Raw genomic sequence first — 25,523 nt, forward strand, 5'->3', positions numbered from 1 at the left:
TATAATTAAATGAATAATTAGGGTGAATTGTAAACTGTTAGGAGTGACAAAGTATGGTGAAAGCAAGGGAATTAGCCTTCTAAAATAAAAAGAAAATTTTAGGAGGCTATTAGAATGAAGTTTCATGTAATTGATAGAGAAGATTGGAATAGAGAGCGGTATTTTGAGCATTATTTAAAGTTGAAATGTACATTTAGTATGACTGTGAATGTTGATATCACGATGTTATTAGAGGAAGTATATCAAAAGGGAATAAAATTTTATCCCGTTTTTATATATTTAATTTCTAGAGTAGTAAATAATCATAAAAAATTTCGAACATGTTTTAACGATGAAGGAGTTTTAGGCTATTGGGAGGAAATGATACCGAGTTATACAATCTTTCATAAAGATGATAAGTCTTTTTCAAGTATATGGACGGATTATTCAAGTGATTTCCGCACTTTCTATAAAAAGTATGAAGACGATATGAGATACTATGCTAGTGTTCATGGTCTTTTCACGAAAGAAAATATTCCGCCTAATGTATTTCTGATTTCTAGCATACCTTGGACTAGTTTTACTGGATTTAATCTTAATATTAATAATGATGAAAATTTTCTATTGCCAATTATAACTTGTGGGAAATATTTTAACGAAGGAAACAAGGTTATGCTACCAGTTTCATTGCAAGTACATCATTCGGTTTGTGATGGATATGATGCGAGTAAATTTATAGAAGATTTACAGCAGTTAAGTAATACTTGCAACGAGTGGCTTAAGTAATATCTAATTTTTAATTATATAAAGTGAAACTTTAATCAGTGGGGGATTCAGCCCTCACCAATCGGGATTTTACGGGCAATTGATCCCCCACCTAACTTCTTTGCTTTCGCTGAATTTTGAGGTGGGGGTCTTACTGCCCGGCAAATAGCGGGATAAAATTGAAAATGAATAAAAGAAGAGACCATGTTTATATTACATGGTCTCTTTTTATTATTCATTAATACTAAGTAACTGTGGAAAATATAGGGTGATTTGTAGTTTAATAGTAAAGAGAGTGATTAGTGTTAATTTTCTTAGTTTTCAAAAAAAGGATATAAATGTTTTAATAGGGGGGAGTAAAGTGAAATTTGTAAGCATTGAAAAAGAGGAGATCTTAATTGGGAATATGGCAAATTTGTATTGTAAAGTATTTGAGAAAACAAATTTCAATGAAATGATCGAGCGAATGAACAGGCATATAGAATATACAGGTTTTAAAGGTATAGTAGCAATAAATGATGAAAATGAAGTAGTTGGTTTTACTTATGGTTATCGCTCAATGGAGGGACAGTACTATAATCAATTAATGAGAGAAGCGTTACATCTAGAGCAAGTAGACGAATGGTTACAAGATTGTTTTGAATTTGTAGAGTTAGCAGTCCACCCACAATATCAAAATGAAGGTCTTGGAACGAAATTACATAATGAATTACTAGAAGGGATTCCAAATAGAACGAGTGTTTTAACAACACAAATAAACAATGAAAAAGCACGTTCGTTATATGAAAGATTAGATTGGGTAAATGTATTAGAACCATTTCATCCAAGTAAAAATGATGTTCCATATGTAATAATGGGAAAAGCATTAAAAACAAAAGTGAATTGATAATTATGCCATTCACAAAAATGGTTGGTTTGTAATAATGAAAGGGAAAACGAAAATGACGAAAATATCTATAGAAAAAGCTACAATTTTAGATGCTGAGAAATTAACAGAAATAATGAAAAGAACATTTGATGCAGAAGCAAAACAGTGGCTATACGGCCAAGATGATGTCGTTGATTATAACATTCAACCGCCAGGATATTCTTCAGTTGAAATGATGGAATATTCCATTGAAGAATTGAATTCTTTCAAAGTTGTAATGGATAAAGAAATAATTGGAGGGATAATAGTTACGATTTCTGGTAAGTCGTATGGTCGAATTGATCGTATTTTTGTAGATCCTGTTTATCAAGGAAAAGGAATTGGATCACATGTTATGAAATTAATAGAAAAGGAATATCCAAACATAAAGATTTGGGATCTCGAAATATCTAGTAGACAAATTAATAATCATCACTTTTATAAAAAGATGGGCTACCAAATGATTTTTGAATCGGAAGATGAGTATTGTTACGTGAAAAGAATAAAAACAAGCTCAAATAAAGAGAGTGTAGTTACAAATAAAGATATGAAAAATAGTCAATACGAAAACTGTAATTTAGCAAATACAGAGTATTATCAAGTGAATTTAAAAAACAGTTCATTTGTTGGTAGCAATATAATGAATACGAATATGAGTAATTGTAATGTAAGTCAATCAAAGTTTAGAAATATAAATTTTAGATGGTCATCATATGCAGATTTAAATCTTTCTGGTAGTAAATTTAATTTGGTGACTTTAGGTGGAGTGCAATTTAAAAATACAAGTCTCGGAGATGAGAAGGAACCTATTTTATTCGATAAATGTGTTTTGGAAGGTAGCACCATAAGTAATAGTAATCTGAAAAATATTGAAATAGAAAATTGTGATATAGTCGGCATGAAACTAAATGGTATTCCAATTGAAAATTTGCTTAATTTATATAATAAAGTGAAAAGTTAACCATATAGATATAGTTGTTAATCTTTTTGGAAATTAAGTATTATATCGAAATAATTATGTAAAAATGACATAAAGAAATACGGACGAGAAGGTCATTCGTGAACGTTTCTAGAATATACCACAAATATATTGTTATTTATATGGAGGAGAGAAAGATGGGGATCAACGTTAGAGCAGTAGAAATACAAGATGCTAGAGCAATTCATCGTATATGTATACAGGATGACGTTTTACCGTATATGGTTTTCTTACCTAGCATGCGTGTAGAAGCTATGGAAAATAGAATTCGAAATTTAGCACCAAATCAATTTGAATTTGTTGCAGAATATGATGGAGAAATTGTTGGGTTTGTAGGTTTAACACAAAGTCCGGGACGAAGATCTCATTCAGGCGATTTATTCATTGGGGTTGATAGTGAATATCATAATAAAGGAATTGGGAAAGCACTTCTTACGAAGATGCTTGATTTGGCTGATAATTGGTTAATGTTAGAGAGAGTAGAACTAGGTGTGTTAGAAACGAATCCAAAAGCAAAAGCTTTATATGAAAAATTTGGATTTGTAGAAGAGGGAGTAAAGATAGGGAATTTGAAAGCTCACGGAAAGTTTATTAATGAAATTATGATGAGTCGTTTTAGACCGGAGGGTTTAATTGTACATAATTAGTAGTTAAAAGCATGACAGTATACTGTCATGCTTTTTTATTAGAATTTGGCTGTATTAAAAATAATACTAAACCAATAAAAATAACGGTAATTCCTAGTCCTTGTTGTAAAGAAATGGTCTCATGTAATATAAAGTACGCTAGTATACAAGTGCCAATTGTTTCACCTAAAATACTCATTGAAATTACAGTAGCACTTATCCATTTTAATAACCAATTAAAAATGGTTTGTCCTAAAATTGTAGCAATGAAAGCTAATCCAATAAAGCACAACCAAGTTTGTGTAGAGTAATGGATGAAAGATTCTTGTTGCGTGAAAGCAAATATACCAAGAAAGCCAGCACTACTTCCATAACTAATTACCGAATATGGTATAAGTGCTAAATCTTTACGAACGTGTTGGCTAATGAAAAAATAAGCAGTAATGATACCGGCAGCGATAAATGCTAAAATATCTCCATATAATGCTTCTCCGCTAATTTGGAAATCTTGCCAGCCAATGATGATACTACCTGAAATAGCGATGAGGCAACCAATAACTGCTCCTTTCGTAAATCTCTCCTTAAATAAAAAATAACCACCAATCATTGAGAACAAAGGTTGTAACGTTACGATAACTGTAGAGCTTGCTACAGAAGTATATTGTAATGATTCAAACCATAGTACATAATGTGCAGCTAAAAATAGCCCAGATACGAATCCAAGTGCCCATTGTTTTTTCGTTAAAGTTTTTAGCTTATTTCGACTATTTTTATTAAATAGTAATAACGGTAACAGAATTAGTGTGGCAAAGAATAATCGGTAAAAAGCAATGATTGTCGCAGGAGCATCTGCCAATTTTACAAAAATAGCTGAAGTTGATAAGGCGAATACACCAAAAAATAAGATGCAATATGAAAGAATAGGTGATTTCAAAGTTTGTCCCTCCGATAGAATGTTTATTATAATAAACTTAATACGATATAATGTACAAAGGTAAGTATATAAGTCCCGGAGATAATAGGGAAGGGTTATTTGCCTTTGTTTAGTATGTCAGCACAAAGACAACGAAACATGCATTATGATGGACGAAAGGAAGTTTTACTATGGTACATGATAGGCTTGGGCAAACAGTATTAAGTTATCGTAAGAAAAATAATATGACAATTCGTGAATTCGCTGATTATGCAGGGATTAGTACGTCGTTAATTAGCCAAATTGAAAGAGGACATGCTAATCCTTCTTTAAATGTTTTGGAATTAATTGCAAAAGCATTAAATGTACCGCTGTTTACACTTTTTATTAACGATATTGATACAGATTCGCTCATTTCTAAGAAAAAAGATCGAAAAAAAGTATATAGGGAAAACAATGATCACATTGTATATGATGTATTAACACCTGATTTTATGAAAGCACGTATTGAAATGTTAATGATGGATTTAAATAAACGAGCAAACACAACAGAAAGCCATTATTCCCATGAAGATAAGGAAGAGATTGCTGTAATTATGAAAGGGGAAGTGTATGTGGAATTGGAGGGAAAAGAATATTTTTTAGAAGAAGGCGATGTTGTACGTATTCCACCGAATGTGAAGCATCGATTTTTGAATAAAAGTGATGAATCGAATCACATTTTATTTGTCCTGACACCATCTTTAGGATGAAAATATAGTGATTTTTATTAGGGGAGTAAGAAAATGGGAAAAAGTATTTTAAAAGGCGGTCTTTCAATTATTTCTCAATGTAAAAAAGAAACAAATGATATTTGGCATGCACATTTTGGAGCAGCTGCAATTGCTAGTTATTTTTTTATGAAAGATAATCATATTGATGAAGAAACAGCTCGTAATATACATTCGCAAACAAGGATGATGCTAAGCAAGAAAAAAATTGGTGAGATGATTGATGATAAAAAAGAAATAGATTTTCAAATTGCGGAGAATATGATTATAAAATCTTTAGAACAAACGATTGATGAACTTCATTGGGTCGGGCATAACGTCATTTATGCGTCATTAAGCTTATTAGCTATGAAAGAGCTACAAAAATGGGGAGATAATCAAGCAATTGAAGGGATTACTACTCTTATTTTATCATTTCGAAAAACAATTCCAGGTAGATCGTGGATTGGTTATACGATGAAAGAAGTAAAACAATTAAGTTTTGAAGATGAGATACAAAGTGAATTGAGTAATCCAACACAAGTATCTCGATTCGTTTTAAATGAGTTATCGAAATTTAATAGTATTTATCGAGCAGAATCACATCATGATTTAATTGGGCATTTGCTTACATACTCCCACGCAATTAATATAATGTACGATTTAGGACATATAGATCTATTTCAACGAGGGATACGTCCGCTTTTAAAACTAGTATACGTACTAAGAGCTAGCCAAAAGCTCAAGCTGAATACGGAAATAACTTTACACTCACCCATAGATCGATTACCTTTAATTCAATCTAAACGTGCAAATATTTTACCAACTGAAAATATATTTTGGATAAAAGACTATAGTGAATTCGATTGGGATTTTGGTCATGTATTTAAATTCTCATATAGTTATTTTAATCATATAAAGAGAGCTCCAAATTATAAAGATATAACATTAGAAAAATTCCGGTATGTTATTCATTCTTAATGAACGTCAATAATCTGTAAAAGGAAGTTTAATCTAGTTTCTTTTTTTGTTAGTAGTATATTATTTTTTCAAATATGTAAGATTTTACATGCGTATTTTACTTTTACTAATTATGTAAGTAGGCTATACTGAAATACATACATTTTATTTTTGGAGAGATGTAAAACGACATGGAACTAGCGAAATTGGAAAAAGTAATTGAAATAAAAAAAGAAGAACTTTTATATTTAGTATCGGATTATGGAATTCAACATGAAAAAGTATTGGCATTGAGTCAAGAACTAGACAAATTAATCAATTACTTTATGTTTTTAAAATAAAGAGAACTATGACGGGGTTTGTAAATGTTATAGTTCTTTTTTATTAGGTAATTTGAAAATATATTAAAATATATTGTCTAATTTCTTACAGAATGCGCAACTTGCTAGTCGAATATAAGGACTTTTGGTTATAATAAAAAGGAATTATTAATTGTATCGGTTAGGAGCGCAGCACATATGAAAACAGTTGTTGTTATCGGTGGAGGTATAACGGGACTTTCTACTATGTTTTATTTAGAAAAATTAAAAAAGGATTATAATATCGATTTAAATTTAATTCTTATTGAGAAAGAAGAGTATTTAGGTGGTAAAATCCATAGTGTGGAAGAAAAGGATTTCATTATGGAGTCAGGGGCGGATTCAATCGTTGCTCGTAATGAACATGTTATGCCACTTGCAAAAGATTTAAATTTAGAAAATGAAATGGTATATAATGAAACGGGTATTTCTTACATATATTCTGAAAACATGTTACATCCAATTCCTTCTGATACTATATTTGGGATACCGATGAGTGCCCGGTCGTTGTTTAGCAGTACGCTAGTCTCAACGAAGGGGAAAATCGTAGCTTTAAAAGATTTCATAACGAAAAATAAAGAGTTTACGAAAGATACATCACTTGCTCTATTTTTAGAAAGCTTTTTAGGGAAAGAGTTAGTGGAAAGACAAATTGCTCCTGTGCTTTCAGGCGTATATTCTGGTAAATTGAATGAGCTTACAATGGCATCTACATTACCGTATTTACTGGATTATAAAAATAAGTATGGAAGTATTATTAAAGGTTTTGAAGAGAATAAAAAACAATTTCAATCAGCAGGAAATAAAAAATTCGTATCATTTAAGGGTGGACTATCTACGATAATTAATCGCTTAGAAGAAGTGCTGACTGAAACTGTCGTAAAAAAAGGTGCTATAACGACGGCTGTAAGTAAACAAGAAGATCAATATGAGATTTCTTTTGCAAATCATGAAACAGTACAAGCAGATTATGTTGTTTTAGCAGCTCCACATGATATAGCGCAAACTTTATTACAGTCTAATGAGTTAAATGAGCAGTTTAATACATTTAAAAACTCATCCCTTATTAGTATTTATTTAGGATTTGACATACTAGATGAACAACTACCAGCTGACGGTACGGGGTTTATTGTAACGGAAAACAGTGATTTACATTGTGATGCTTGTACATGGACAAGTCGAAAGTGGAAACATACATCGGGTAAACAAAAATTATTAGTTAGAATGTTTTATAAGAGTACCAATCCGGTATATGAAACAATCAAGGATTACAATGAAGAAGAGTTAGTACGAGTAGCTTTATATGATATTGAAAAGAGTCTCGGAATTAAAGGTGAACCAGAAGTAGTTGAAGTTACAAATTGGAAAGATTTAATGCCGAAATATCATTTAGAACATAATCAAGCGGTTCAAGCATTGCAAGAAAAAATGACAAATCTTTATCCAAATGTATATTTAGCTGGTGCCTCATATTACGGTGTTGGAATTGGTGCGTGTATTGGAAATGGAAAGAATATTGCCAATGAAATAATGGCTACATTAAATAAATAATACTGTAGAATAAATAAAAACTGTTCCTTCAGCAAAATGAAGGAACAGTTTTTATTTATTTTATTTGAATGGAAATTTTATTGTTTTTTATATTGTATTCTTTTATTGTTAATGTTATTTCTCCAGATTCTTTAAATGAATACGGTGATAGTTGATAAATATCTTTTATATCATGTTTTTCTTGTAATTTACTTATCGGTATTAATACGATATTTGGCTTCCATGTTTCTTGTTTTCCTGAAGGATATTCTATAAGTATTACCGGATTTTTTAACTGCATTTTTTTCCAAGAGACGAAATATAGTTGAACTTCTGTATCTTTTTTTAATAATTCTTCGGAGAAATAACCGAATTCGCCTACATTACCGAAAACAGTGTAGTTTTGATTTTTTAATTTAATATCTAAATAACTAGGTTGATATGTTACTGCATGATAAGTTCCATATGAAAGTGAGAGTATGGCAGCGATTAAAATACCGATTGAAAATGTCTTAAAGCTATTGCCTTTAAAGTTAGTCATCATGAAAGAGTTTGGTGTGAATTTTTTTGCGAATAAAAAAATAAGTAATATGAGTAAGAGGGATAAGCCGATGAATATATACATAGGAAATTTACACCTCCACAATAAAATAATGTATTAACTATATTTTACCATAAATGTATGGGGTAGGGTGGTTGTTTGGAAGGAGAAAATGAAGAAACAATTTTTTTACAGTTCTTGATAATTTGAAATTCGATTTATGGAAATTATAGCGTAATGTTTGAGTAGTAATCAGAAGGTATCCAATTCGTGTATATAGAATAAAGAGGGAATGCGTCATTAGAAATGTTTGATTTATGGAACAATAAGGACTTTAGTAATTATAAATATTTTTTCTGATATAATGAATGAGTAGAGAGAAAGGAGTGATCCTATGGCATTTCCTATATTAGAAACAGAACGCTTACGTTTAGTTGAAATAGAACAATCTTATTGTCAAAAAATATATGAAATCTTTTCATTGGATGAAGTAACGTGTTATTACGGTATGAATTCTTTTACGGAGTTTGGACAAGCTTCACGTATGATCGAATCTTTTTCGAAAAATTACTTTGAGAAAAAGGCAATACGATGGGGAATTGTGTTAAAAGAAACGAACGTTTTAATAGGAACAATTGGACTAAACAATTTACAATTATGGAGTAAACGATCTGAGATTGGATATGACCTGCATCCTCGTTATTGGGGAAATGGTTATGCGTCAGAAGCGGCTCGAGAAATTATTGATTATGGGTTTAAAGATTTGGGTTTGTTTAGAATTGGAGCTATTACATATCCTGAAAATGTTACTTCTTGTAGAATGTTATCTAAAATCGGCTTTCAAAAGGAAGGTCTATTGCGCGGATATATTCATCAAGGAAATAAGCAACACGATGCATTATTGTATTCTATAGTGCGAACTGATATTGAGGACATAAATTTATAATAAAAAAACCCTCTTAATTAAAAGAGGGTTTTTTTATTATAAATTAACCTAATTTAGGTAATAAACGTTCTCCGCTTTTCATGCTACTTTTACATAAAGGGCATTTAGGCTCTTCTTCAAATGAAAAGTTCTTTCTCATCCATCCTAAACAATCCTCTGATTCACATTCCCAAACAGGGGTTTGTTCTGGTGGTACTTCTGCTACATCGTTCTTTCGATTGCGATACATGTAACCACTCCTTTTATGTAAAAAATTTTAGTTATATATTAAAAAGGTTGTTAACCTTGCTGGTAACAACCTTTTTATTGTTTGAATTATAGCTTTACAACGTTTTTAGCTTGAGGTCCGCGGTTACCTTCTTCAACTTCGAAGCTAACTTCTTGACCTTCGTCTAGAGACTTGAAGCCGTCGCCAGTGATAGCTGAGAAGTGAACGAATACGTCGTTACCGTCTGCAACTTCGATGAAACCGAAACCTTTTTCGCTGTTAAACCATTTTACTTTACCTGTTAATGTCATGGTAATGCCTCCTAAAAGTAGAAAAATTACAATATGATCGGCCTTATTTGAATGAAAATAAAAGTTCACATATTATCAAAAACCCATAAGGAGTACAAAATGTCCCTGATTGATACTTGATAATATGCAAAGAAAATATAGTGTTAAATTGACCTTAATTACTATCTTACAACAAATGGTGGGAAATAGCAAGTGCTGGTAATACCACTGACTAATCTGGGTGATAATAGTAAAGGCACAAAGGCACCTCTTTTATTTATATATTATTCCTAATTTGAATTTATTCCAAACAAAAATCATTTATATGAAAAAATAAGTTTAAATAAAAGGCTAAATATTATTTTAATATTGCTGATGAGTACCATAATTAGGAGGATAGAATATTGCAAAATAAACAATTTAAAATAATTGAAGCAGCAAAAGAAGGAAGAAGAAAAGTTCATCCTGTTTTTGCTGTCATACTCGCGATTATATTTTTAACTTTAGGTGAATTATTTATGTTGTTTATGCTGATTTTACCGAAAGCAGAAACAACTTTTATGAAGGCGATTTATAGCGACATTGAGATGATATTAACGTTTGGCGGCGCAATATTTTTTGTGTTTTTATGGATTAGATTTGTAGAGAAAAGATCATTTTCATCTATTGGTTTTTGGGGGAATCAATGGATAAGAAAATATTTGAGAGGTGCATTAATAGGATTTGTTTTCATTTCAATACCAGTAATTTTACTCCTATTAGCAGGAGTTGTAACATTACAAATACAAAAAATTACAGTAACCGCTATATTGGGTATTGTAGGTTCTTTAGTCGCATTTTTAATACAAGGGGCAACAGAAGAAATTATTGTACGAGGTTGGTTATTCCCGGTTCTTTCTGTTAGAAGTCGTATATGGGTTGGGATTGTTGTGACGTCTTTCTTATTTGGTTTTCTTCATTTACTTAATCCAGGTATTACAATTCTTTCAATATCGAATATAATATTAGTTGGTGTATTTGCAGCTTTTTACGTTTTAAAAGACAGTAGTCTGTGGGGGATTTGCGCATGGCATTCCATTTGGAATTGGGCACAATATAACGTCTACGGTTTTGCAGTTAGCGGGATGACCATATATTCAACGCCGTTATTTAAACCTGCAACAAATGGCCCCGTATTCCTTCATGGAGGCACGTTTGGAATTGAAGGTAGTATCATTACAACAATCATGCTCACTATCGCTTCAATTGTTTTATGGAGAAAGTTATGGGGAAGAAAAGTGAAACAACGAAATTTTAGTTAATGAAAGAGGGAGAAACTATGGGGATAATAGCATTTGAGGGAGCAAGCGCTGTTGGTAAAAGTACCACGTGCCGTGAATTAGAAAAGAATTATGGTGCTTATATAATACCTGAAGTGAATTCTTTATTTGAAAGGCCAAAAAATGAACATAGAACATGGTATTTTGAAAAACAAGTTGAGCGCTGGAATATAGCTGTTCAGAAGTCAGAGCAATATGAATTAGTAATACTCGATGGTGATATATTTCAGCCACTTAGTTATAATTGGTGTTTTCATTTTGATATATTTAATCAGCCATTATCTTTAATAGAAAATTTTTATAAAGAAAAGATGTTAAATAGGGAAATTGGTTTTCCGGATCAATATTTTTATTTATATACGAACGATGAAGAACTTAGAAAGCGGAAAGTATATGATGAAACGAAAAGAAGAAGAAACTTTGAAAAACATTTACATATATCAAAATCGTTTCAGCGTTATTATGAAAATTTAAATACTGTTACAGATGGGTATTGTAAATTAATTGAGGCGAAAAGTGTAAGAAATAATGAATTAGAAATAGTGAGAAACTCAAAAAATTTGAATGTGTGTGAAGAAAGACGTTTTGATGTTTCGAGGTTAGATGCTATTACGAAGTGGTTAAAAGAAAATCGTGCATAAAGTAAAAACAACGAGTGTTGTAGAACGCGCTCGTTGTTTTTTTGTTTCTTTATAAATATAAAGGAAAAATTTGTAGAATATTTTCATTATTTAACAGAATAATCTTTCAATTTTAAAGAAAAAGAAATACAATATGAGGAAGTATATATAAATAATATGATAGGGGATGCGATGCGATATTTTGAATGAAGTAACAGTTTTTATATAAGAAATAATTAGGTAGTCAGAACAGAGATATTTGGGAGGAAACAAGCGAGATGAAAACATTTTTGAAAATAATAGGTGTTATAGCTGGTATGGCGGTAATCGGAGTAGGTTTAACATATGGTATGCTGCATTATTTAAATAATAGTAAACCAGCTGCGAAAAAGGCATCACCAGCTGCTCCAGCAGTAGAAGTATTAGCCGATAGTAACGTAAAAGCAGAAGATGCAAAGATTTTAGAAAATGGCAATTATTCATTGCCAAATAGTGGTTTTAATAAAAATTTTAAATGGACAGATGAGAACATACAGACAGCATTACATGAAATGGCACATCAAAAAGCGAAAGCTGATCAAAAGTGGGGCTATATTTTTATTACACAAGAGCGGATTGAAAGCTTAATTGATATTGTAAAGAGTAATGATCTTGTACAGGGAAGTACATATGTAGAAATTTTAGAACGATGGAAACAAGGGAAATATGAAAAGGTTGATGGGGATCACAATAAGATTTGGAAATTACAAAGTGGGAATTTAGGAGAAGGAAAAGGAGTAATGTCGGAAGCTGAGCAAAAAGAATTAATTAATCAAGTGTTTATGAACAAAGGTACATATTCAGGTAGTAAATTAATTGCAGGTGGCGGACAGACTAATAAATAATATACTAATTAATGTAAGAGAGTAATTGCTTATTAGGCAATTACTCTTTTTAAATGTACTTCTTAATATCTTAATCTCGTTCAAGTAAGGAAAGAAACGACTGTAACACCGGGGAAATCCATCTGGATTTATGATAGATTACATGACTTTGAATAACGGATGGAGTTTTGATAGGCTGAAAACATAGTTGTTCTTTTTGACAACTTTCCTGTACAACGATATAAGGAAGAATTGAAATGCCTAACTCACACATGACGGATTGTTTAATGACTTCAACATTGGAAGTTTCAAATGTTTTAGCTGGAATATTTCCGCTTTGACGTAAAAAACGATCTACCATTGTCCTATAGCCGCAGCTTCTTTCTGTAAAAATGAACTGGGTTTCCTGTAATAACTGGAATGGATTTGTATGTGCAGCGGAATAAACTGGTAAAATCCATCCAAATGTTTCATTACTAAAAGTACGCGTAATAAAATCATTATGTTCTATACTTTCTCCAATTATGAAGACAACGTCTGTTTCTCCTTCACGTAATTTTTGTAATGCTTGTTCATTTGTGTTTGTTTCAAGTACGATATTTACTTTCGGATTTTTCTGTTTGTAAGTACGTAATAATTGTGGTAATCGGTATACCGCTAATGATTCATTAGATGTAATACTTAATGTACCTTCTAAATAATCTGTATTTTGGGGGATTTCTTGCGCTTTTTCATATATTGAAAGTAATTCTAATGCATAAGGATGAAATTGATGACCGGCTTTTGTAAGTAGCACTTTTTTCCCTAACCGATCGAAAAGAGGAATATGTAAATCGTTCTCTAAAGCTTTCATATGTGCTGTAACAGTAGATTGCGCATAACCTAGCGCGTGCGCAGCTTTAGAAAAATTACCATACTTCACAATGGCGCAAAATGTTTTAACATGTCTCATTTCCATAAGCGATCCCTCTTTTATTATCATGATTTGTGAATGATTATATCATGTATTTTAATTTTCCAAATGATTAAATTCTGTATAAAATGAAATTGTAGAAATATTCATTCAGGTGATATTGGAGGAGAAAAGATGATCAAAAAGGGCTATCATGTAGCTGTTGTTGGGGCTACAGGTGCGGTAGGGCAAAAAATTATTGAACTGTTAGAGAATGAAATGAAGTTTAATATAGTTGAAGTTACATTGCTTTCGTCAAAACGATCCGCTGGTAAGAAAGTAAGATTCAAAGGACGAGAGATAATTATACAAGAGGCAAAAACAACTAGCTTTGAAGGTGTAGATATTGCCTTTTTTAGCGCTGGGGGAGAAGTATCTAGACAATTTGTAACTCATGCAGTTTCTAGTGGTGCGATTGTAATTGATAACACAAGTGAGTACCGAATGGCACAAGGTGTACCGCTCGTTGTTCCGGAAGTGAATGCGCACACTTTAAAACAGCATAAAGGTATCATTGCAGTTCCAAATTGTTCAGCACTACAGATGGTAACAGCACTTCAGCCGATTCGAAAATCATTTGGTTTAGAAAGAATTATCGTTTCAACATATCAAGCTGTATCGGGTTCTGGCATTCATGCGATTCATGAATTACGAGAGCAGGCTAAGTCTATACTTGCAGGTGAAGAAGTGAAGAGTGATATATTACCGGTGAAAAAAGATAAAAAACATTATCCAATAGCATTTAATGTACTGCCTCAAGTAGATATATTTACAGACAATGATTTTACTTTTGAAGAAGTCAAAATGATTCAAGAAACGAAGAAAATATTAGAAGATGAAAACTTGAAAATGGCAGCTACTTGTGTACGTGTTCCAGTTGTATCGGGGCATTCAGAATCGGTTTATATAGAACTGGAAAAAGAAGCAAGCGTTGCGGAAATCAAGGGAATACTAATGGATGCACCAGGTGTTATTTTGCAGGATAACCCTAGTGAACAGCTGTATCCAATGCCATTATATGCAGAAGGGAAAATAGATACATTTGTCGGAAGAATACGTAAAGATCTTGATACGCCAAACGGATTCCACCTCTGGATTGTTTCCGATAACCTATTAAAAGGTGCGGCTTGGAATTCAGTTCAAATTGCAGAGACTTTAGTGGAAAAGGGGATACTTTAATATAGTTTAAAAAACTGGGGAATCGTTAATGACTCCCCAGTTTGTATTTCATAATTGTTTTCTTTATTTCGGCCGACTTTAATTAAAATTAGTCGTTATTGAATTTTTATAAATGTCTACTTTATGTGCAGTGAAGCGTAAGGTTTTGGATTCTGCATGAATTGTAAGATTAATAATAATCGATAACGGCATTTCGACCGTTTTCACAATATCTTCTATAGCAATATACTCATTTTTTGCTTCCTTATAATAAACAACAGAACGAATTACGGCCTCGTCACCTTCAATATCAATTTCACACATCATAGGGAATTTTTCACCATTATGTAAGAATAATTCGCCTAGTACGATTGAACCGTTTAATTCTTCTGTAAAATTAGTAGTTGCCGCTGGTTTTACCCATGTTTCGTCATGTTCTTCGTTTTCCTCTTCATCTATTGCCCATTCCCAAATGGGGTTTTGTTTTAGGTCCTCAATAGTTAATTTATCAATTGGTTTGCAACTACTCATACATAAATTCTCCTTTTATTTTGATAAATAAGTTTTTTGATTTCATGAATTAGATGATTGCTTATAAGTGGGTTTAACAAAGTATTTTGCTCATTTGATATCCAAACTACTTTATTTTGAAATAAAGCTATTACAGCAATATTAACAAAACTTTAATTGTCTAGTAAATAATTATTAGTGGAGATATTAAAATGGGATGGTGTTAAAGAAAGATAGTAAAAAACATCAAGGATGAATGAAATCCATTTGGTACGATATGGATATATCCAATGTGAGGGGGATTTTGATGTATCAAGTAAAGGGGTATTTTTCATCATTAAAAGGAAGTTATTATGAGATTGGAAAGCAACAAGGGGAATTCGTGAAACAAAATCCGTATCTCATCCCGCAATTTATACACGAAGAAAATGTAATATCTAATAACCATTGGACAGAATCGAGAAATATACTAAACAAACATTGTCCAGGCATAAATGAAGAAATTGAGGGGTTTTGTGAAGTGTTAAAAATTCCTTCAAAAAATATGATGTATTACTATCAAACACTATTGAAAGCAGGTTGTAGTCATTGTGCAGTATTACCTAAAAAGACCGATTTAGAGCACACATATGTATTAAGGAATTATGATTTGTCACCAGTAATAGATGATATGCGTTTTTGTTCAACTCATGTTGAAGGTGCGTATGCACATAGTGGCTTTTCTACTCAATATTTTGGCCGAACGGAAGGGATAAACGAGCATGGATTAGCTGTTACATTTTCAGCATGTGGTCAACCAGTAGGAAATATTGCAGGTTTAAGAAAGCCAATGGTGAGTGGTTTACAATGTTTTGCGGTAATTCGATTGTTGTTGGAGAAATGTAAAAATGTGCAGGAAGCTAAGTTACTAATAGAAGAAATCCCAATTGCTAGTAATATTAATTTAATAATAGCTGATCCTTTAAATGCAGCATATATTGAAATATTTGACGGTCATAAATCCACAATAACGATTGATGGTGAAAAACAAGCTTTTATTGTATCAACAAACCATGCAGTTAGTTCATCAATTCAGAAATTAAATAATAGGAAATTAGAACAATCAACAAAGAGATATCACCTTTTACATGAGCATTTAAATAGATGTGAACAAGTAAGCATAGAGTCTTTAAAAAAGTTAGTAGAAGAAGAATATCCTGCTGGACTTACTGTGCATAACTATGAAGAATGGTTTGGAACTTTACATTCTGTATTATTCGATTTACATGATCGTACAATGAAGATTTGTTTCGGATCACCACTTTTAAACGACTGGTATTCATTGAAAGTTGGAGGAAGTATGCCGTTTTCTGAGGTGAACGTGAACTTTAAAAATAAAACTTATACTGACTTTTGGAAGGAAGATAAGAATGAATTGATACCTAAAAGATAAATGGGATAAGATGGTGATGTAAAGAGTGCATTTATACTGGAGGGATTATCAATACTAAAAGTTATGTTACCATTTGTTCTTATCTTTTTTCTTGTCATTGCGATGTATATTGCTTATCAAAAGAGAAAAAAGTCTGGGATAAAAGGATTGAAAAGTGCGGTAACTTCTATTTGCTTCTTTTCACTTGCAATCTTAAATATGTTTGCATATTGGTTTCATTTTGGCGGTGCTTTTACTTGGTTATTTTCAATTGTATTATTGCTAGTTCGTGCATATTTTACTAAATATATTCCAATATCTAAAAAGGTACATTAAAGTTTATAAGAGTTAAATATAATGTTTACTTTGTTTTGAAAAGAGATTATTCTACTAAATTCTTGTGAAACGGTTTCATAGGATAATCTCTTTTGTTTAGTTTTGGAAAGAACGTACTGTGATTTTTAGTTGCTCAATAAATTCTCGAGTTGCAGCACACATATATTTATCTTTTCTATAAATTAGCCCTATTTCAATTATTGGAGTAGGGTTTTCTATTTTAATAGCTTGAATGTTTTTATTTTGTAAAAAGTCTATATATGGTTTGGGTAACACTGTAATTCCCATTCCTTTGGAAACCATTTGGATTAAAGATTCCATCGTACTAATTTCTAAAATTGGCCTTGGTTTAAAGTTTAACTTTTGACAATGAGATGTAATTAGTTCGGTTAAAAAGAAATTTTTAGGTAAAAGAATTAAAGGGTAGTTCTGTAATTCAGCAATAGATACATGATTACGTTCAGCTAATCGATGACCAGTGGGCACGACCAATGTAAGATCGCTTTTGTATAGAGGGATGGAGATAATCTCTTTATCTTGCACCGGGAGAAATGTAATTCCAATATCTAGTTCGTTTTGTAATAATTTTTCACGAATATCTCCTGTACGAAGCCCTAATACAGAAAGCTCTATATTAGGATATAAATTATTAAAATTTAAAATAGCTGTTGGTAGTAAATAATTTACGACGGTTAACAAAGCCCCTATTGTTAAGGAACCTTGCTGTAATCCGTTTAGGTCTTGAATAGCTGAACGAGCTTGTTCGACTTCATGAAAAATGGTTTTACTATGTGATAATAAAATCTTCCCTGCTTCAGTTAATGATATTTTTTTACCAATTCGATCGAAAAGTGGCATTCCTACTTCATGCTCTAATGCACGTATTTGTTGACTTAGTGAAGGCTGTGAAATATTTAATTTTTCAGCTGCTTTTGTGAAATGTAATTCTTTTGAAACAGCTAAAAAGTATTCAAGTTGTCGTAATTCGATTGGAATCACCTCAAGTATAATGATAGGTTATACCTATCATTATTATATAAATAATTGAATTGAACAATGATTTTAGAGGTTTTATAATCATCTTTATGTAACAGAGAGGGTTGTAAAAATTAATCGAGAGAAAATACATGTAACACCTTTAAAGGAGGAAATAGAATGGCTAATGAATATCAATTATTATCTTTAAATATAGGATTACCAAAAGAGGTTATATACGGCGGAAAAGTAATTCATACAGGCATAAATAAGAAACAAGTAAAGGAACCGGTATATTTATCCTTTGTAAAATTTAATGGAGATGGACAGGCGGACTTAGTTCATCATGGAGGAGTAGATAAAGCAGTTTGTGTTTATACTGGTGATCACTATCCATACTGGGAAAAAGAATTGAATCAAGATCTTGTATATGGGGCTTTCGGAGAAAATATAACAGTTAGTGGTATGCGCGAAGAGGATGTTTGTATTGGTGATACGTTTGAGCTCGGAGAGGCAATCGTACAGGTAACACAACCAAGGCAACCTTGTTTTAAATTAGCAAAAAAATATAATATTCCAAAGTTACCACTATATTTTCAAGAAACAGGATATACAGGATTTTATTTTCGTGTATTAAAAGAAGGATGGGTATCATCAGTCGATACATTAAAAAGTCTACAGTCTGATCCGAAAGGTGTTTCAATAGCGTTTGCTAATCGTATCATGCATAAGGAAAAACAAAATATTGAAGGGGTAAAAAGAATATTAGAAGTAAATGCACTTTCAAGTAGTTGGAGAAAGTCTTTTGAAAAGCGTATAAGTGGAGAAGAAATTAATACGAAGGAAAGACTTGAAGGGATAAAAGAATAAAAATATTTTATTATAAATAGTGTATTTCTATTAGTAAAAGCTAATTAGAAAGCGCTATTTTTATATAATAAACTAATTAATATCCAGAAATCTTAATATTGTTTTATTCGACTTATTTTCAAATAGTCAAAACATAAAATTAATTAGACTTTTTTTTTATGTTTTATGATAGTATATTGATTGGTAAGACCTCTATTTTTAAGAGTAGGTCATATAAGTATATCTAATTTAATGGAATTTAACATTTGGAGGTACAACATGGGGAATGTTGAAAAATTGGCAAGTCTTCTAATAGAAGAACCGAAAAGAGAGCAGTTATTTCCTTTATTTGAAGAAGTGTTTGGAATTAAAACTCAAACATTGAATGATTTTTCGGATAAAGGATATTGGGATGATACATATAAAGCTTTATCGTTTTTACAAGAAGATAAAGTGATTGCAAATGTTGCGGCATTTTCACTCCCATTATTAATTAATGGTGAAAAAATAAATGCGGCGGGTATTCAATCAGTAATGACACACCCTAATTTCCGTAGACAAGGGTTAATGACACAATTAATGGATAAAATGATAGAAGAAATCGATAAGAAATGTGAATGTGCATTATTGTTTACGGAAAACCCTGAACTATATACAGCATTTGGATTTAAAGTTGTGCAGGAATATTTGATGACTATACCATATGATAAAAATATTAATAATAACGATTCACTACTTAAAAAGTTAGATTACTATAATATAGAGAATAGACAGTTAATACATGAAACTATTGATAGTAGCCAAAGACTTTCAAATAGTTTTTCAACTTTAAACTTCCATCCTTCATTTTATTTGAATATGTATGATTCGGAATGGAATGAGAAATTGTATTATTCAGAGAAACTAGATGCTCTAATCGTTTATGAAGTAGAAAATGAAAAGTTGAAATTATTTGGAGTATTTGCGCCAGTACTTCCGGTTTTAGATGAATTATGTGGAGAAATCAATGAAAGGTTTACGGAAATCGAATTTTATTTTTCTCCGGATCAATTAGGGGTTGAGGATGTACAGTTTACAGAAGTACAGTCTAGCAAGTATTTAATGGTTCGAAGTGATAAAGAGTTAGATTTTAAAGGTTATAAATTCCCAGTATTAGCGGAGTTTTAAATGTCTATATAAATGCTTTATTATGGAGGAGCTATGAATATATCGTATATACCAGAACATATTGAGCAACTCACTATAATGAATGTACCTGAATACTATAAAATTAATGATAATCATGCGTTTATTGTCCGTTCGAAAGCAGAAACTGATTTTTGGCTTAAAACACATTATGGTTTTGAAGTAATGAATGGTCATGTATTTTATAATGAGATGATGACAGACTTTCAAGCTGAAGTTCAGTTACGTATGAATCCAAATTCAAAATTCGATCAAGCAGGTCTTTTTGTTATGATTTCGGAGAACTGTTGGCTAAAAACATCTTTAGAATATATCCCTGAAGGGCCATCTCACTTAGGTGCTGTCGTAACGAATAATGGATATTCTGACTGGTCAACGCAAGATTATCCAACTGAAGCAGCTAAGCAACAACTTCGTTTTCGAATTATTCGAAAAAGCGGTGATTATACAATATATGTGAAAAAGGGCCATCAATGGGAACAAATAAGAATCGCTCATTTAATGGAGGATATAGGGAAGGAGCCTGTTAAAATAGGTTTTTACACGTGTAGTCCTTCTAAAAATAAGGGATTTGAGACTGAGTTTTTACATTTTACAATTGAAGAAATATAGATGAAAAACCGTATTCTTTTCATTAAGAATACGGTTTTTGTATTTATAAAATATAAAGCACATTTATTGACTAGAAAGTCATTAATACTTATCATTTAATAATGTTAAATATTAATTTGCATAATATAATAGAAGTAATAAAGAAATTACAAAATATATAGCTTAAATAAGGAGGGATATGAATTATTCAGTGGTAATTTCATGGGAAAAGGAGATTATGTATGAAATCATTTCGTAAGTTATTACAGTATTTAAAACCATACATGTTCTTCGCTATTATTGGGCCGCTATTTATGGTACTTGAGGTTGCGATGGACTTAATTCAACCGACTATTATGCAACATATCATTGATGTTGGGATTGCAAATCGGGATTTAAATTATGTAATAAAAATGGGGCTTCTTATGATAGGAGCAGCAGCACTCGGTTTAGTTGGAGGGCTTGGGTGTATGATGTATTCTACAAAAGCAGCTGTTAATTTCGCTACAGACATACGAAAAGATGTGTTTGCGAAAATAGAAACATTTTCTAGTAATAATCGGGACTCATTTGGAACAGGTAAATTATTAACGATCGTGACAAATGATATCACTTCCATTCAATCGGCAATGACGATGACATTACGTGTTCTCGTTCGTGGTCCACTGTTATTTATCGGAAGTATAATTATTGTTTTTGTAACAGCGCGAGAGTTATTTCCAATATTACTTGTAGTTGTTCCGATTTTATTACTTGCGATTATTTTAATTGCAAGTAAAGCAAGTGGTACATTTAAAAAGGTGCAAGAGGCATTAGACAAAGTGAATACAAAGCTACAAGAAAATTTATCTGGTGTGCGTGTTATAAAAGCGTATGTAAGACAAAAATACGAAATCGCTCAATTTGGAAATGTAAATACAAATTTAACGAAGATAAATATTCGAGCTGTGCAACTTATTTCTTTAATGATGCCAATCATTATGCTAGTTGTAAGTGGCGGCATTGTCGCAACATTATGGATTGGTGGAGAAAAAGTATTCGATGGAACGCTTCAAGTAGGAGCGATTTTGGCATTTATTAATTACTTGAATATCATTTTAATGTCACTTATGTCGATTAGCATGGTATTTATTCAAATTGCGCGAGCTTTTCCATCTGCGGATCGTGTACAGCAAGTGTTAAATACCGAGGTTGATATTATAAGCGAAGCGTATGCGATCGAACCTGAGAAAATTGAAGGAAATATCGAATTTAAAAATGTTAGTTATAGCTATACGAAAAATAATGAATACGTTTTAAAAGATATTTCGTTTAGCATACAAAAAGGTGAAAAAGTAGGGATTATTGGATCAACTGGAAGTGGTAAATCTACCTTAGCGAAACTGTTACCACGTCTATATGATGTGGATCATGGTGAAATATGTATAGATGGAATAGATGTTAAAAAATATGATTTGCAAAAACTCCGTGCTTCAATAGGGTTTGTACCTCAGAAGGCGTTGTTGTTCTCAGGCAGTATAGAAGAAAATTTACGTTATGGTAAAGAAGATGCAACACATGACGAGCTGGAAGTAGCAGCTGCATCAGCTTGTGCGACTGAGTTTATCAATAAGCTGGAAGAATCTTATCAATATAATTTAACACAAGGCGCGACAAATCTATCAGGTGGACAAAAACAACGTGTATCAATTGCAAGGGCACTTGTGAGAAAGCCACCGATTCTCATATTAGATGATTCTACATCAGCAGTTGATGCAAAATCAGAGGCTACTATTCAAATAGCTTTAAAAACAAAATATAAAGGCACAACAACTTTATTAATTGCGTCTAAAATTTCTTCCATAATGGATGCGGATAAAATACTTGTATTAGATAATGGTGAATTAGTTGGCAATGGTACACATGAACAATTGTTAGAACAAAGTGAGGTTTATCAGGAAATTTATCTTTCCCAAGGTGGTAATTTAGATAAAGAAGGTGGGGAAGAACATGCGTAATTTTCAAGGGCAATTTGCTAATAAAGGTGGACGAAACACCCCAAAGATGGGAAAAGCTAAAAATGCTCAAGGAACTGTAATGCGGGTATGGAACTATATGGGCTATCAAAAAGCTGCTCTTATGTTTGTTATATTTCTAGTCGTTGTTACTACATTACTTGGATTATTAGGTCCCTATTTTATGGGAGTTATTATAGATCAATATATTGTACCGAAAGATTTAAGTGGTACAGCAAGAATGTGTATGTTACTTATCGCGATTTATGGTGTAACTGTACTTTTAACATGGTTACAAACGTTTGTCATGATTAACGTTGCATTAAAAACAATTCAAAAAATACGACAAGATATTTTTGAGAAAATCCAAACGCTTTCTTTACGGTTCTTTGATGTGCGTTCTCAAGGTGATTTAATGAGCCGTGTGACAAATGATATAGATAATTTGAATCAAGCTTTGACACAAAGCGTTGTACAAATTATTTCATCAGCATTAACTTTTATAGGTGTAACGATTGCAATGTTCGCCTTAAATTGGATTTTAGCAATTGTAACTTTAATTACAGTACCTATTATGTTTTACGTTACAAAAAAACTAGTTACATATAGTGGTAAAAACTTTGCGAAGCGTCAAAAAGATTTAGGTGAATTAAATGGATTTATTGAGGAAGCAATTACAGGTGCGGATGTTACAACGTTGTACGGAAAAGAAAAAGAAACTGTACAAAATTTCAATAAAATTAATGAACAGCTAAGAGTTTCAGCTACGAAGGCTGATACATTTTCAGCTTTTATTTTTCCAAGTATGAACTTTATTAATAATTTAGGTATGGGCCTTGTCATTGGGACTGGATCAGTTATGGTCTTAAACGGAATGACAACAGTAGGAGTTATTGCGGCTTTTATTAATTATTCTCGTCAATTCTCAAGACCGCTAAGTCAATTTGCGACTTTAATGAATACAATTCAAGCGGCAGTTGCTGGTGGAGAACGTGTTTTTGAAATTATGGATGAGGTACCAGAAATTCAAAATAAAAAAGACGCATTCGTTGTACAAAATTTACAAGGGCATGTTGCACTTGAGAATGTTTCATTTGGCTACGCAGAAAATAAAACGATTTTAAAAGAAGTGAGTCTTAAAGCGCAGCCAGGAGAGACAATTGCTTTAGTTGGTCCGACTGGATCAGGGAAAACAACAATCATTAATTTGTTAACTCGCTTTTACGATATACAGCAAGGACAAATTCATATTGATGGAAAAGATATAAAAGATTATGATATTAATTCTTTACGAAGTAAAATAGGAGTAGTTTTACAGGATACGTATTTATTTGCTGGTTCGATTATGGATAATATCCGTTATGGACGCTTAGATGCTAGTGATGAAGAAGTTATCACTGCAGCTAAGGCAGCATCTGCACATTCTTTTATTAAGCATTTGCCAAATCAATATGAAACAGAAATTGCTTCAGAAGGATCGAATTTAAGTCAAGGACAAAAACAACTTCTTGCGATTGCACGAGCAATTTTAGCAGATGCAGATATATTAATTCTCGATGAAGCGACATCAAATATTGATACAAGAACAGAATTACAAATACAAGCAGGACTAAATAATTTAATGAGAGGTCGCACAAGTTTTGTGATCGCTCATCGACTTAAAACAATTGAAAAAGCAGATCAAATTCTTGTTATAAAAGATGGAAATATTTTAGAAAGAGGGAATCATGAATCTCTCATGGAAGATAAAGGGTTTTATTTTGATTTGTATACGAGTCAGTTTAAAATTTAATATAAAAAATGAGGTTTCTCTAGAAAAGAGAAGCCTCATTTTTTATATTTCTAAATTTTATGAATCACTTTTCTAACCCAATTAATTATCCGACCTGAAAAATACTTATACTTGCAGATACATTTGTTAAAGAGCCACCATCACTATTTGAGAGAGTGATAGTACCTGCTGAAGAGGTGTTATTTATTAAAGTCAAGGTTGAAGGAACAATTGTTACGGTAAAAGCAGCAGTACCTTGATTGATTGTATGTGGTGACCCCGTACCAAAACGCCCACCTGGAATTGGTGTACCATTTAGTTCGAGGGAGAATTGGTTTTCGCGAGAAGCTTGTAATTGAAACTCTGCTACATATGTTCCTAGTGTATTAATTATAATATTTCCAGTACCTGTGATGTGACTAAGAGCAGTTCCTGTTATAGGTCCATTTGTGTTAAAAGTAACACTACTTCCCACTGCGATTGATTGGTTAGTAGTATCAAAAACATATAGATAGTTTGTTAATCCTACACTAGCCGCCCCGGTAGGCCCGGTGGAACCGGTAGAGCCAGTATGTCCAGTAGCCCCAGTAGGCCCGGTGGAACCAGCGGAGCCAGTAGAACCGGTAGCCCCAGTAGGCCCGGTGGAACCAGCGGAGCCAGTAGAACCGGTAGCCCCAGTAGGCCCGGTGGAACCAGCGGAGCCAGTAGAACCGGTAGCCCCAGTAGGCCCGGTGGAACCAGTGGAGCCAGTAGGCCCGGTGGAACCAGCGGAGCCAGTAGAACCGGTAGCCCCAGTAGGCCCGGTGGAACCAGTGGAGCCAGTAGCCCCGGTAGGTCCAGTGGAGCCAGTAAGTCCAGTGGAGCCAGTAAGTCCAGTGGAACCAGTAGCCCCAGTGGAACCGGTAGAGCCAGTAGCCCCAGTAGGTCCAGTGGAACCGTTAGAACCGGTAGCCCCGGTAGGTCCAGTGGAACCAGTGGAACCAGTAGAACCAGTAGCCCCGGTAGGCCCAGTAGCCCCGGTAGGCCCAGTGGAACCAGTAGGCCCAGTAGTCCCGGTAGAGCCAGTGTGTCCAGTGGAGCCAGTAGAACCAGTAGAACCGGTAGGCCCAGTAGGAGAATGTGGGAGAATAATACGGTTAATATCTAAAAGTGAAAAGTTAATGAACATATCTTTGTTTTGATAATCTATCGAAATCACCTCACTAGCATGTTTAAAGAAATAGTAAAGTAATAATTT

Annotated in this window: 29 protein-coding genes; 21 read left to right on the plus strand and 8 right to left on the minus strand. The window is 32.6% G+C overall.

Features of this window, described 5'->3' with window-relative positions; all coding sequences use genetic code 11:
• Positions 1-114: 114 nt before the first annotated feature.
• From catA to ACUXVC_RS11595, 4 genes are all read left to right on the plus strand, one after another.
• Positions 115-765, plus strand: a complete 651-nt coding sequence (gene catA, locus ACUXVC_RS11580; protein ID WP_098127486.1) for a type A chloramphenicol O-acetyltransferase — start codon at positions 115-117, stop codon at positions 763-765.
• Positions 766-1,105: 340 nt separating this feature from the next.
• Entirely contained in the window at positions 1,106-1,630 is a 525-nt protein-coding gene (locus ACUXVC_RS11585; RefSeq protein ID WP_098127487.1) for a GNAT family N-acetyltransferase, read from the plus strand.
• A gap of 37 nt (positions 1,631-1,667) precedes the next feature.
• On the plus strand, positions 1,668-2,612 hold the full coding sequence (locus ACUXVC_RS11590) for a GNAT family N-acetyltransferase (RefSeq protein ID WP_141558541.1): 945 nt from the start codon (positions 1,668-1,670) through the stop codon (positions 2,610-2,612).
• 155 nt (positions 2,613-2,767) lie between these two features.
• Positions 2,768-3,277 carry a GNAT family N-acetyltransferase gene (locus ACUXVC_RS11595; RefSeq protein WP_446026054.1) on the plus strand — a complete coding sequence of 170 codons (510 nt, stop codon included), beginning with the start codon at positions 2,768-2,770 and terminating at the stop codon, positions 3,275-3,277.
• Between the two features lie 25 nt (positions 3,278-3,302).
• On the opposite strand, the gene ACUXVC_RS11600 is transcribed toward ACUXVC_RS11595, so the two are convergent.
• Positions 3,303-4,190, minus strand: a complete 888-nt coding sequence (locus ACUXVC_RS11600) for a DMT family transporter (protein WP_098976120.1) — start codon at positions 4,188-4,190, stop codon at positions 3,303-3,305.
• A gap of 170 nt (positions 4,191-4,360) precedes the next feature.
• On the opposite strand from ACUXVC_RS11600, the gene ACUXVC_RS11605 reads away from it, so the two are divergent.
• The 4 genes from ACUXVC_RS11605 (at position 4,361) to ACUXVC_RS11620 (ending at position 7,788) form a co-directional block, all read left to right on the plus strand.
• Complete coding sequence (locus tag ACUXVC_RS11605; protein ID WP_098127490.1) at positions 4,361-4,921, plus strand: helix-turn-helix domain-containing protein; 561 nt, start codon at positions 4,361-4,363, stop codon at positions 4,919-4,921.
• A gap of 33 nt (positions 4,922-4,954) precedes the next feature.
• Positions 4,955-5,899, plus strand: coding sequence for a hypothetical protein (locus ACUXVC_RS11610; RefSeq protein WP_071730188.1), 945 nt, complete (start codon positions 4,955-4,957; stop codon positions 5,897-5,899).
• A gap of 170 nt (positions 5,900-6,069) precedes the next feature.
• Positions 6,070-6,219, plus strand: coding sequence for an aspartyl-phosphate phosphatase Spo0E family protein (locus ACUXVC_RS11615; RefSeq protein WP_000417698.1), 150 nt, complete (start codon positions 6,070-6,072; stop codon positions 6,217-6,219).
• A gap of 177 nt (positions 6,220-6,396) precedes the next feature.
• Positions 6,397-7,788 carry a protoporphyrinogen oxidase gene (locus tag ACUXVC_RS11620; protein ID WP_446026055.1) on the plus strand — a complete coding sequence of 464 codons (1,392 nt, stop codon included), beginning with the start codon at positions 6,397-6,399 and terminating at the stop codon, positions 7,786-7,788.
• Positions 7,789-7,843: 55 nt separating this feature from the next.
• Here the strand turns inward: ACUXVC_RS11620 and ACUXVC_RS11625 are convergent, their stop codons facing one another.
• A complete protein-coding gene (locus ACUXVC_RS11625; RefSeq protein ID WP_095690942.1) occupies positions 7,844-8,392 on the minus strand; it encodes a hypothetical protein in 549 nt (182 codons plus the stop codon).
• A 310-nt stretch (positions 8,393-8,702) separates the two neighbouring features.
• On the opposite strand from ACUXVC_RS11625, the gene ACUXVC_RS11630 reads away from it, so the two are divergent.
• Positions 8,703-9,254 (plus strand): GNAT family N-acetyltransferase, encoded by a 552-nt coding sequence (locus ACUXVC_RS11630; RefSeq protein WP_000885398.1) that lies wholly within the window; start codon positions 8,703-8,705, stop codon positions 9,252-9,254.
• Positions 9,255-9,297: 43 nt separating this feature from the next.
• On the opposite strand, the gene ACUXVC_RS11635 is transcribed toward ACUXVC_RS11630, so the two are convergent.
• Positions 9,298-9,483: a cold-shock protein gene (locus ACUXVC_RS11635; protein ID WP_000286203.1), complete on the minus strand. Its 186-nt coding sequence runs from the start codon at positions 9,481-9,483 to the stop codon at positions 9,298-9,300.
• 86 nt (positions 9,484-9,569) lie between these two features.
• Positions 9,570-9,773, minus strand: coding sequence for a cold-shock protein CspD (gene cspD / locus ACUXVC_RS11640; protein ID WP_000176366.1), 204 nt, complete (start codon positions 9,771-9,773; stop codon positions 9,570-9,572).
• 383 nt (positions 9,774-10,156) lie between these two features.
• On the opposite strand from cspD, the gene ACUXVC_RS11645 reads away from it, so the two are divergent.
• The 3 genes from ACUXVC_RS11645 (at position 10,157) to ACUXVC_RS11655 (ending at position 12,575) form a co-directional block, all read left to right on the plus strand.
• The gene (locus ACUXVC_RS11645; protein ID WP_095690941.1) at positions 10,157-11,053 is read left to right on the plus strand and encodes a CPBP family intramembrane glutamic endopeptidase; all 897 of its coding nucleotides are present in this window, start codon (positions 10,157-10,159) and stop codon (positions 11,051-11,053) included.
• Positions 11,053-11,712 (plus strand): AAA family ATPase, encoded by a 660-nt coding sequence (locus ACUXVC_RS11650; protein WP_139213228.1) that lies wholly within the window; start codon positions 11,053-11,055, stop codon positions 11,710-11,712. Before ACUXVC_RS11645 ends, ACUXVC_RS11650 begins: the two co-directional genes overlap by 1 nt.
• Positions 11,713-11,969: 257 nt before the next feature.
• Positions 11,970-12,575, plus strand: coding sequence for a PRK06770 family protein (locus ACUXVC_RS11655; RefSeq protein ID WP_000846978.1), 606 nt, complete (start codon positions 11,970-11,972; stop codon positions 12,573-12,575).
• 70 nt (positions 12,576-12,645) lie between these two features.
• Here ACUXVC_RS11655 and ACUXVC_RS11660 read toward each other — a convergent pair whose 3' ends face one another.
• A complete protein-coding gene (locus ACUXVC_RS11660) occupies positions 12,646-13,512 on the minus strand; it encodes a LysR family transcriptional regulator (RefSeq protein WP_446026056.1) in 867 nt (288 codons plus the stop codon).
• 129 nt (positions 13,513-13,641) lie between these two features.
• Between ACUXVC_RS11660 and ACUXVC_RS11665 the strand changes: the two genes are divergently transcribed.
• Positions 13,642-14,685, plus strand: coding sequence for an aspartate-semialdehyde dehydrogenase (locus ACUXVC_RS11665; protein ID WP_446026057.1), 1,044 nt, complete (start codon positions 13,642-13,644; stop codon positions 14,683-14,685).
• Between the two features lie 78 nt (positions 14,686-14,763).
• Here the strand turns inward: ACUXVC_RS11665 and ACUXVC_RS11670 are convergent, their stop codons facing one another.
• Positions 14,764-15,195, minus strand: a complete 432-nt coding sequence (locus ACUXVC_RS11670) for a hypothetical protein (protein ID WP_000093107.1) — start codon at positions 15,193-15,195, stop codon at positions 14,764-14,766.
• 286 nt (positions 15,196-15,481) lie between these two features.
• Between ACUXVC_RS11670 and ACUXVC_RS11675 the strand changes: the two genes are divergently transcribed.
• Positions 15,482-16,606 carry a C45 family autoproteolytic acyltransferase/hydolase gene (locus tag ACUXVC_RS11675; RefSeq protein WP_000285230.1) on the plus strand — a complete coding sequence of 375 codons (1,125 nt, stop codon included), beginning with the start codon at positions 15,482-15,484 and terminating at the stop codon, positions 16,604-16,606.
• A gap of 63 nt (positions 16,607-16,669) precedes the next feature.
• Positions 16,670-16,921: a hypothetical protein gene (locus ACUXVC_RS11680; protein ID WP_446026058.1), complete on the plus strand. Its 252-nt coding sequence runs from the start codon at positions 16,670-16,672 to the stop codon at positions 16,919-16,921.
• Positions 16,922-17,017: 96 nt separating this feature from the next.
• On the opposite strand, the gene ACUXVC_RS11685 is transcribed toward ACUXVC_RS11680, so the two are convergent.
• Complete coding sequence (locus ACUXVC_RS11685) at positions 17,018-17,920, minus strand: LysR family transcriptional regulator (protein ID WP_065483522.1); 903 nt, start codon at positions 17,918-17,920, stop codon at positions 17,018-17,020.
• Positions 17,921-18,076: 156 nt separating this feature from the next.
• On the opposite strand from ACUXVC_RS11685, the gene ACUXVC_RS11690 reads away from it, so the two are divergent.
• The 5 genes from ACUXVC_RS11690 to ACUXVC_RS11710 all read left to right on the plus strand — a co-directional run bounded on the left by ACUXVC_RS11690 (position 18,077) and on the right by ACUXVC_RS11710 (position 24,307).
• Complete coding sequence (locus ACUXVC_RS11690; protein WP_001262982.1) at positions 18,077-18,766, plus strand: MOSC domain-containing protein; 690 nt, start codon at positions 18,077-18,079, stop codon at positions 18,764-18,766.
• 258 nt (positions 18,767-19,024) lie between these two features.
• The gene (locus ACUXVC_RS11695; RefSeq protein ID WP_050843558.1) at positions 19,025-19,912 is read left to right on the plus strand and encodes a GNAT family N-acetyltransferase; all 888 of its coding nucleotides are present in this window, start codon (positions 19,025-19,027) and stop codon (positions 19,910-19,912) included.
• A 33-nt stretch (positions 19,913-19,945) separates the two neighbouring features.
• Complete coding sequence (locus ACUXVC_RS11700; RefSeq protein WP_001027675.1) at positions 19,946-20,542, plus strand: DUF1349 domain-containing protein; 597 nt, start codon at positions 19,946-19,948, stop codon at positions 20,540-20,542.
• Between the two features lie 221 nt (positions 20,543-20,763).
• Positions 20,764-22,518, plus strand: coding sequence for an ABC transporter ATP-binding protein (locus ACUXVC_RS11705; RefSeq protein WP_053564518.1), 1,755 nt, complete (start codon positions 20,764-20,766; stop codon positions 22,516-22,518).
• A complete protein-coding gene (locus ACUXVC_RS11710) occupies positions 22,511-24,307 on the plus strand; it encodes an ABC transporter ATP-binding protein (protein ID WP_095690938.1) in 1,797 nt (598 codons plus the stop codon). Before ACUXVC_RS11705 ends, ACUXVC_RS11710 begins: the two co-directional genes overlap by 8 nt.
• 85 nt (positions 24,308-24,392) lie before the next feature.
• On the opposite strand, the gene ACUXVC_RS11715 is transcribed toward ACUXVC_RS11710, so the two are convergent.
• Positions 24,393-24,761 carry a hypothetical protein gene (locus ACUXVC_RS11715; protein ID WP_098128090.1) on the minus strand — a complete coding sequence of 123 codons (369 nt, stop codon included), beginning with the start codon at positions 24,759-24,761 and terminating at the stop codon, positions 24,393-24,395.
• Positions 24,762-24,837: 76 nt separating this feature from the next.
• Between ACUXVC_RS11715 and ACUXVC_RS11720 the strand changes: the two genes are divergently transcribed.
• Positions 24,838-25,467, plus strand: a complete 630-nt coding sequence (locus ACUXVC_RS11720; RefSeq protein ID WP_446026059.1) for a hypothetical protein — start codon at positions 24,838-24,840, stop codon at positions 25,465-25,467.
• Positions 25,468-25,523: the final 56 nt, after the last annotated feature.

The organism is Bacillus sp. N6 (genome assembly GCF_052805735.1).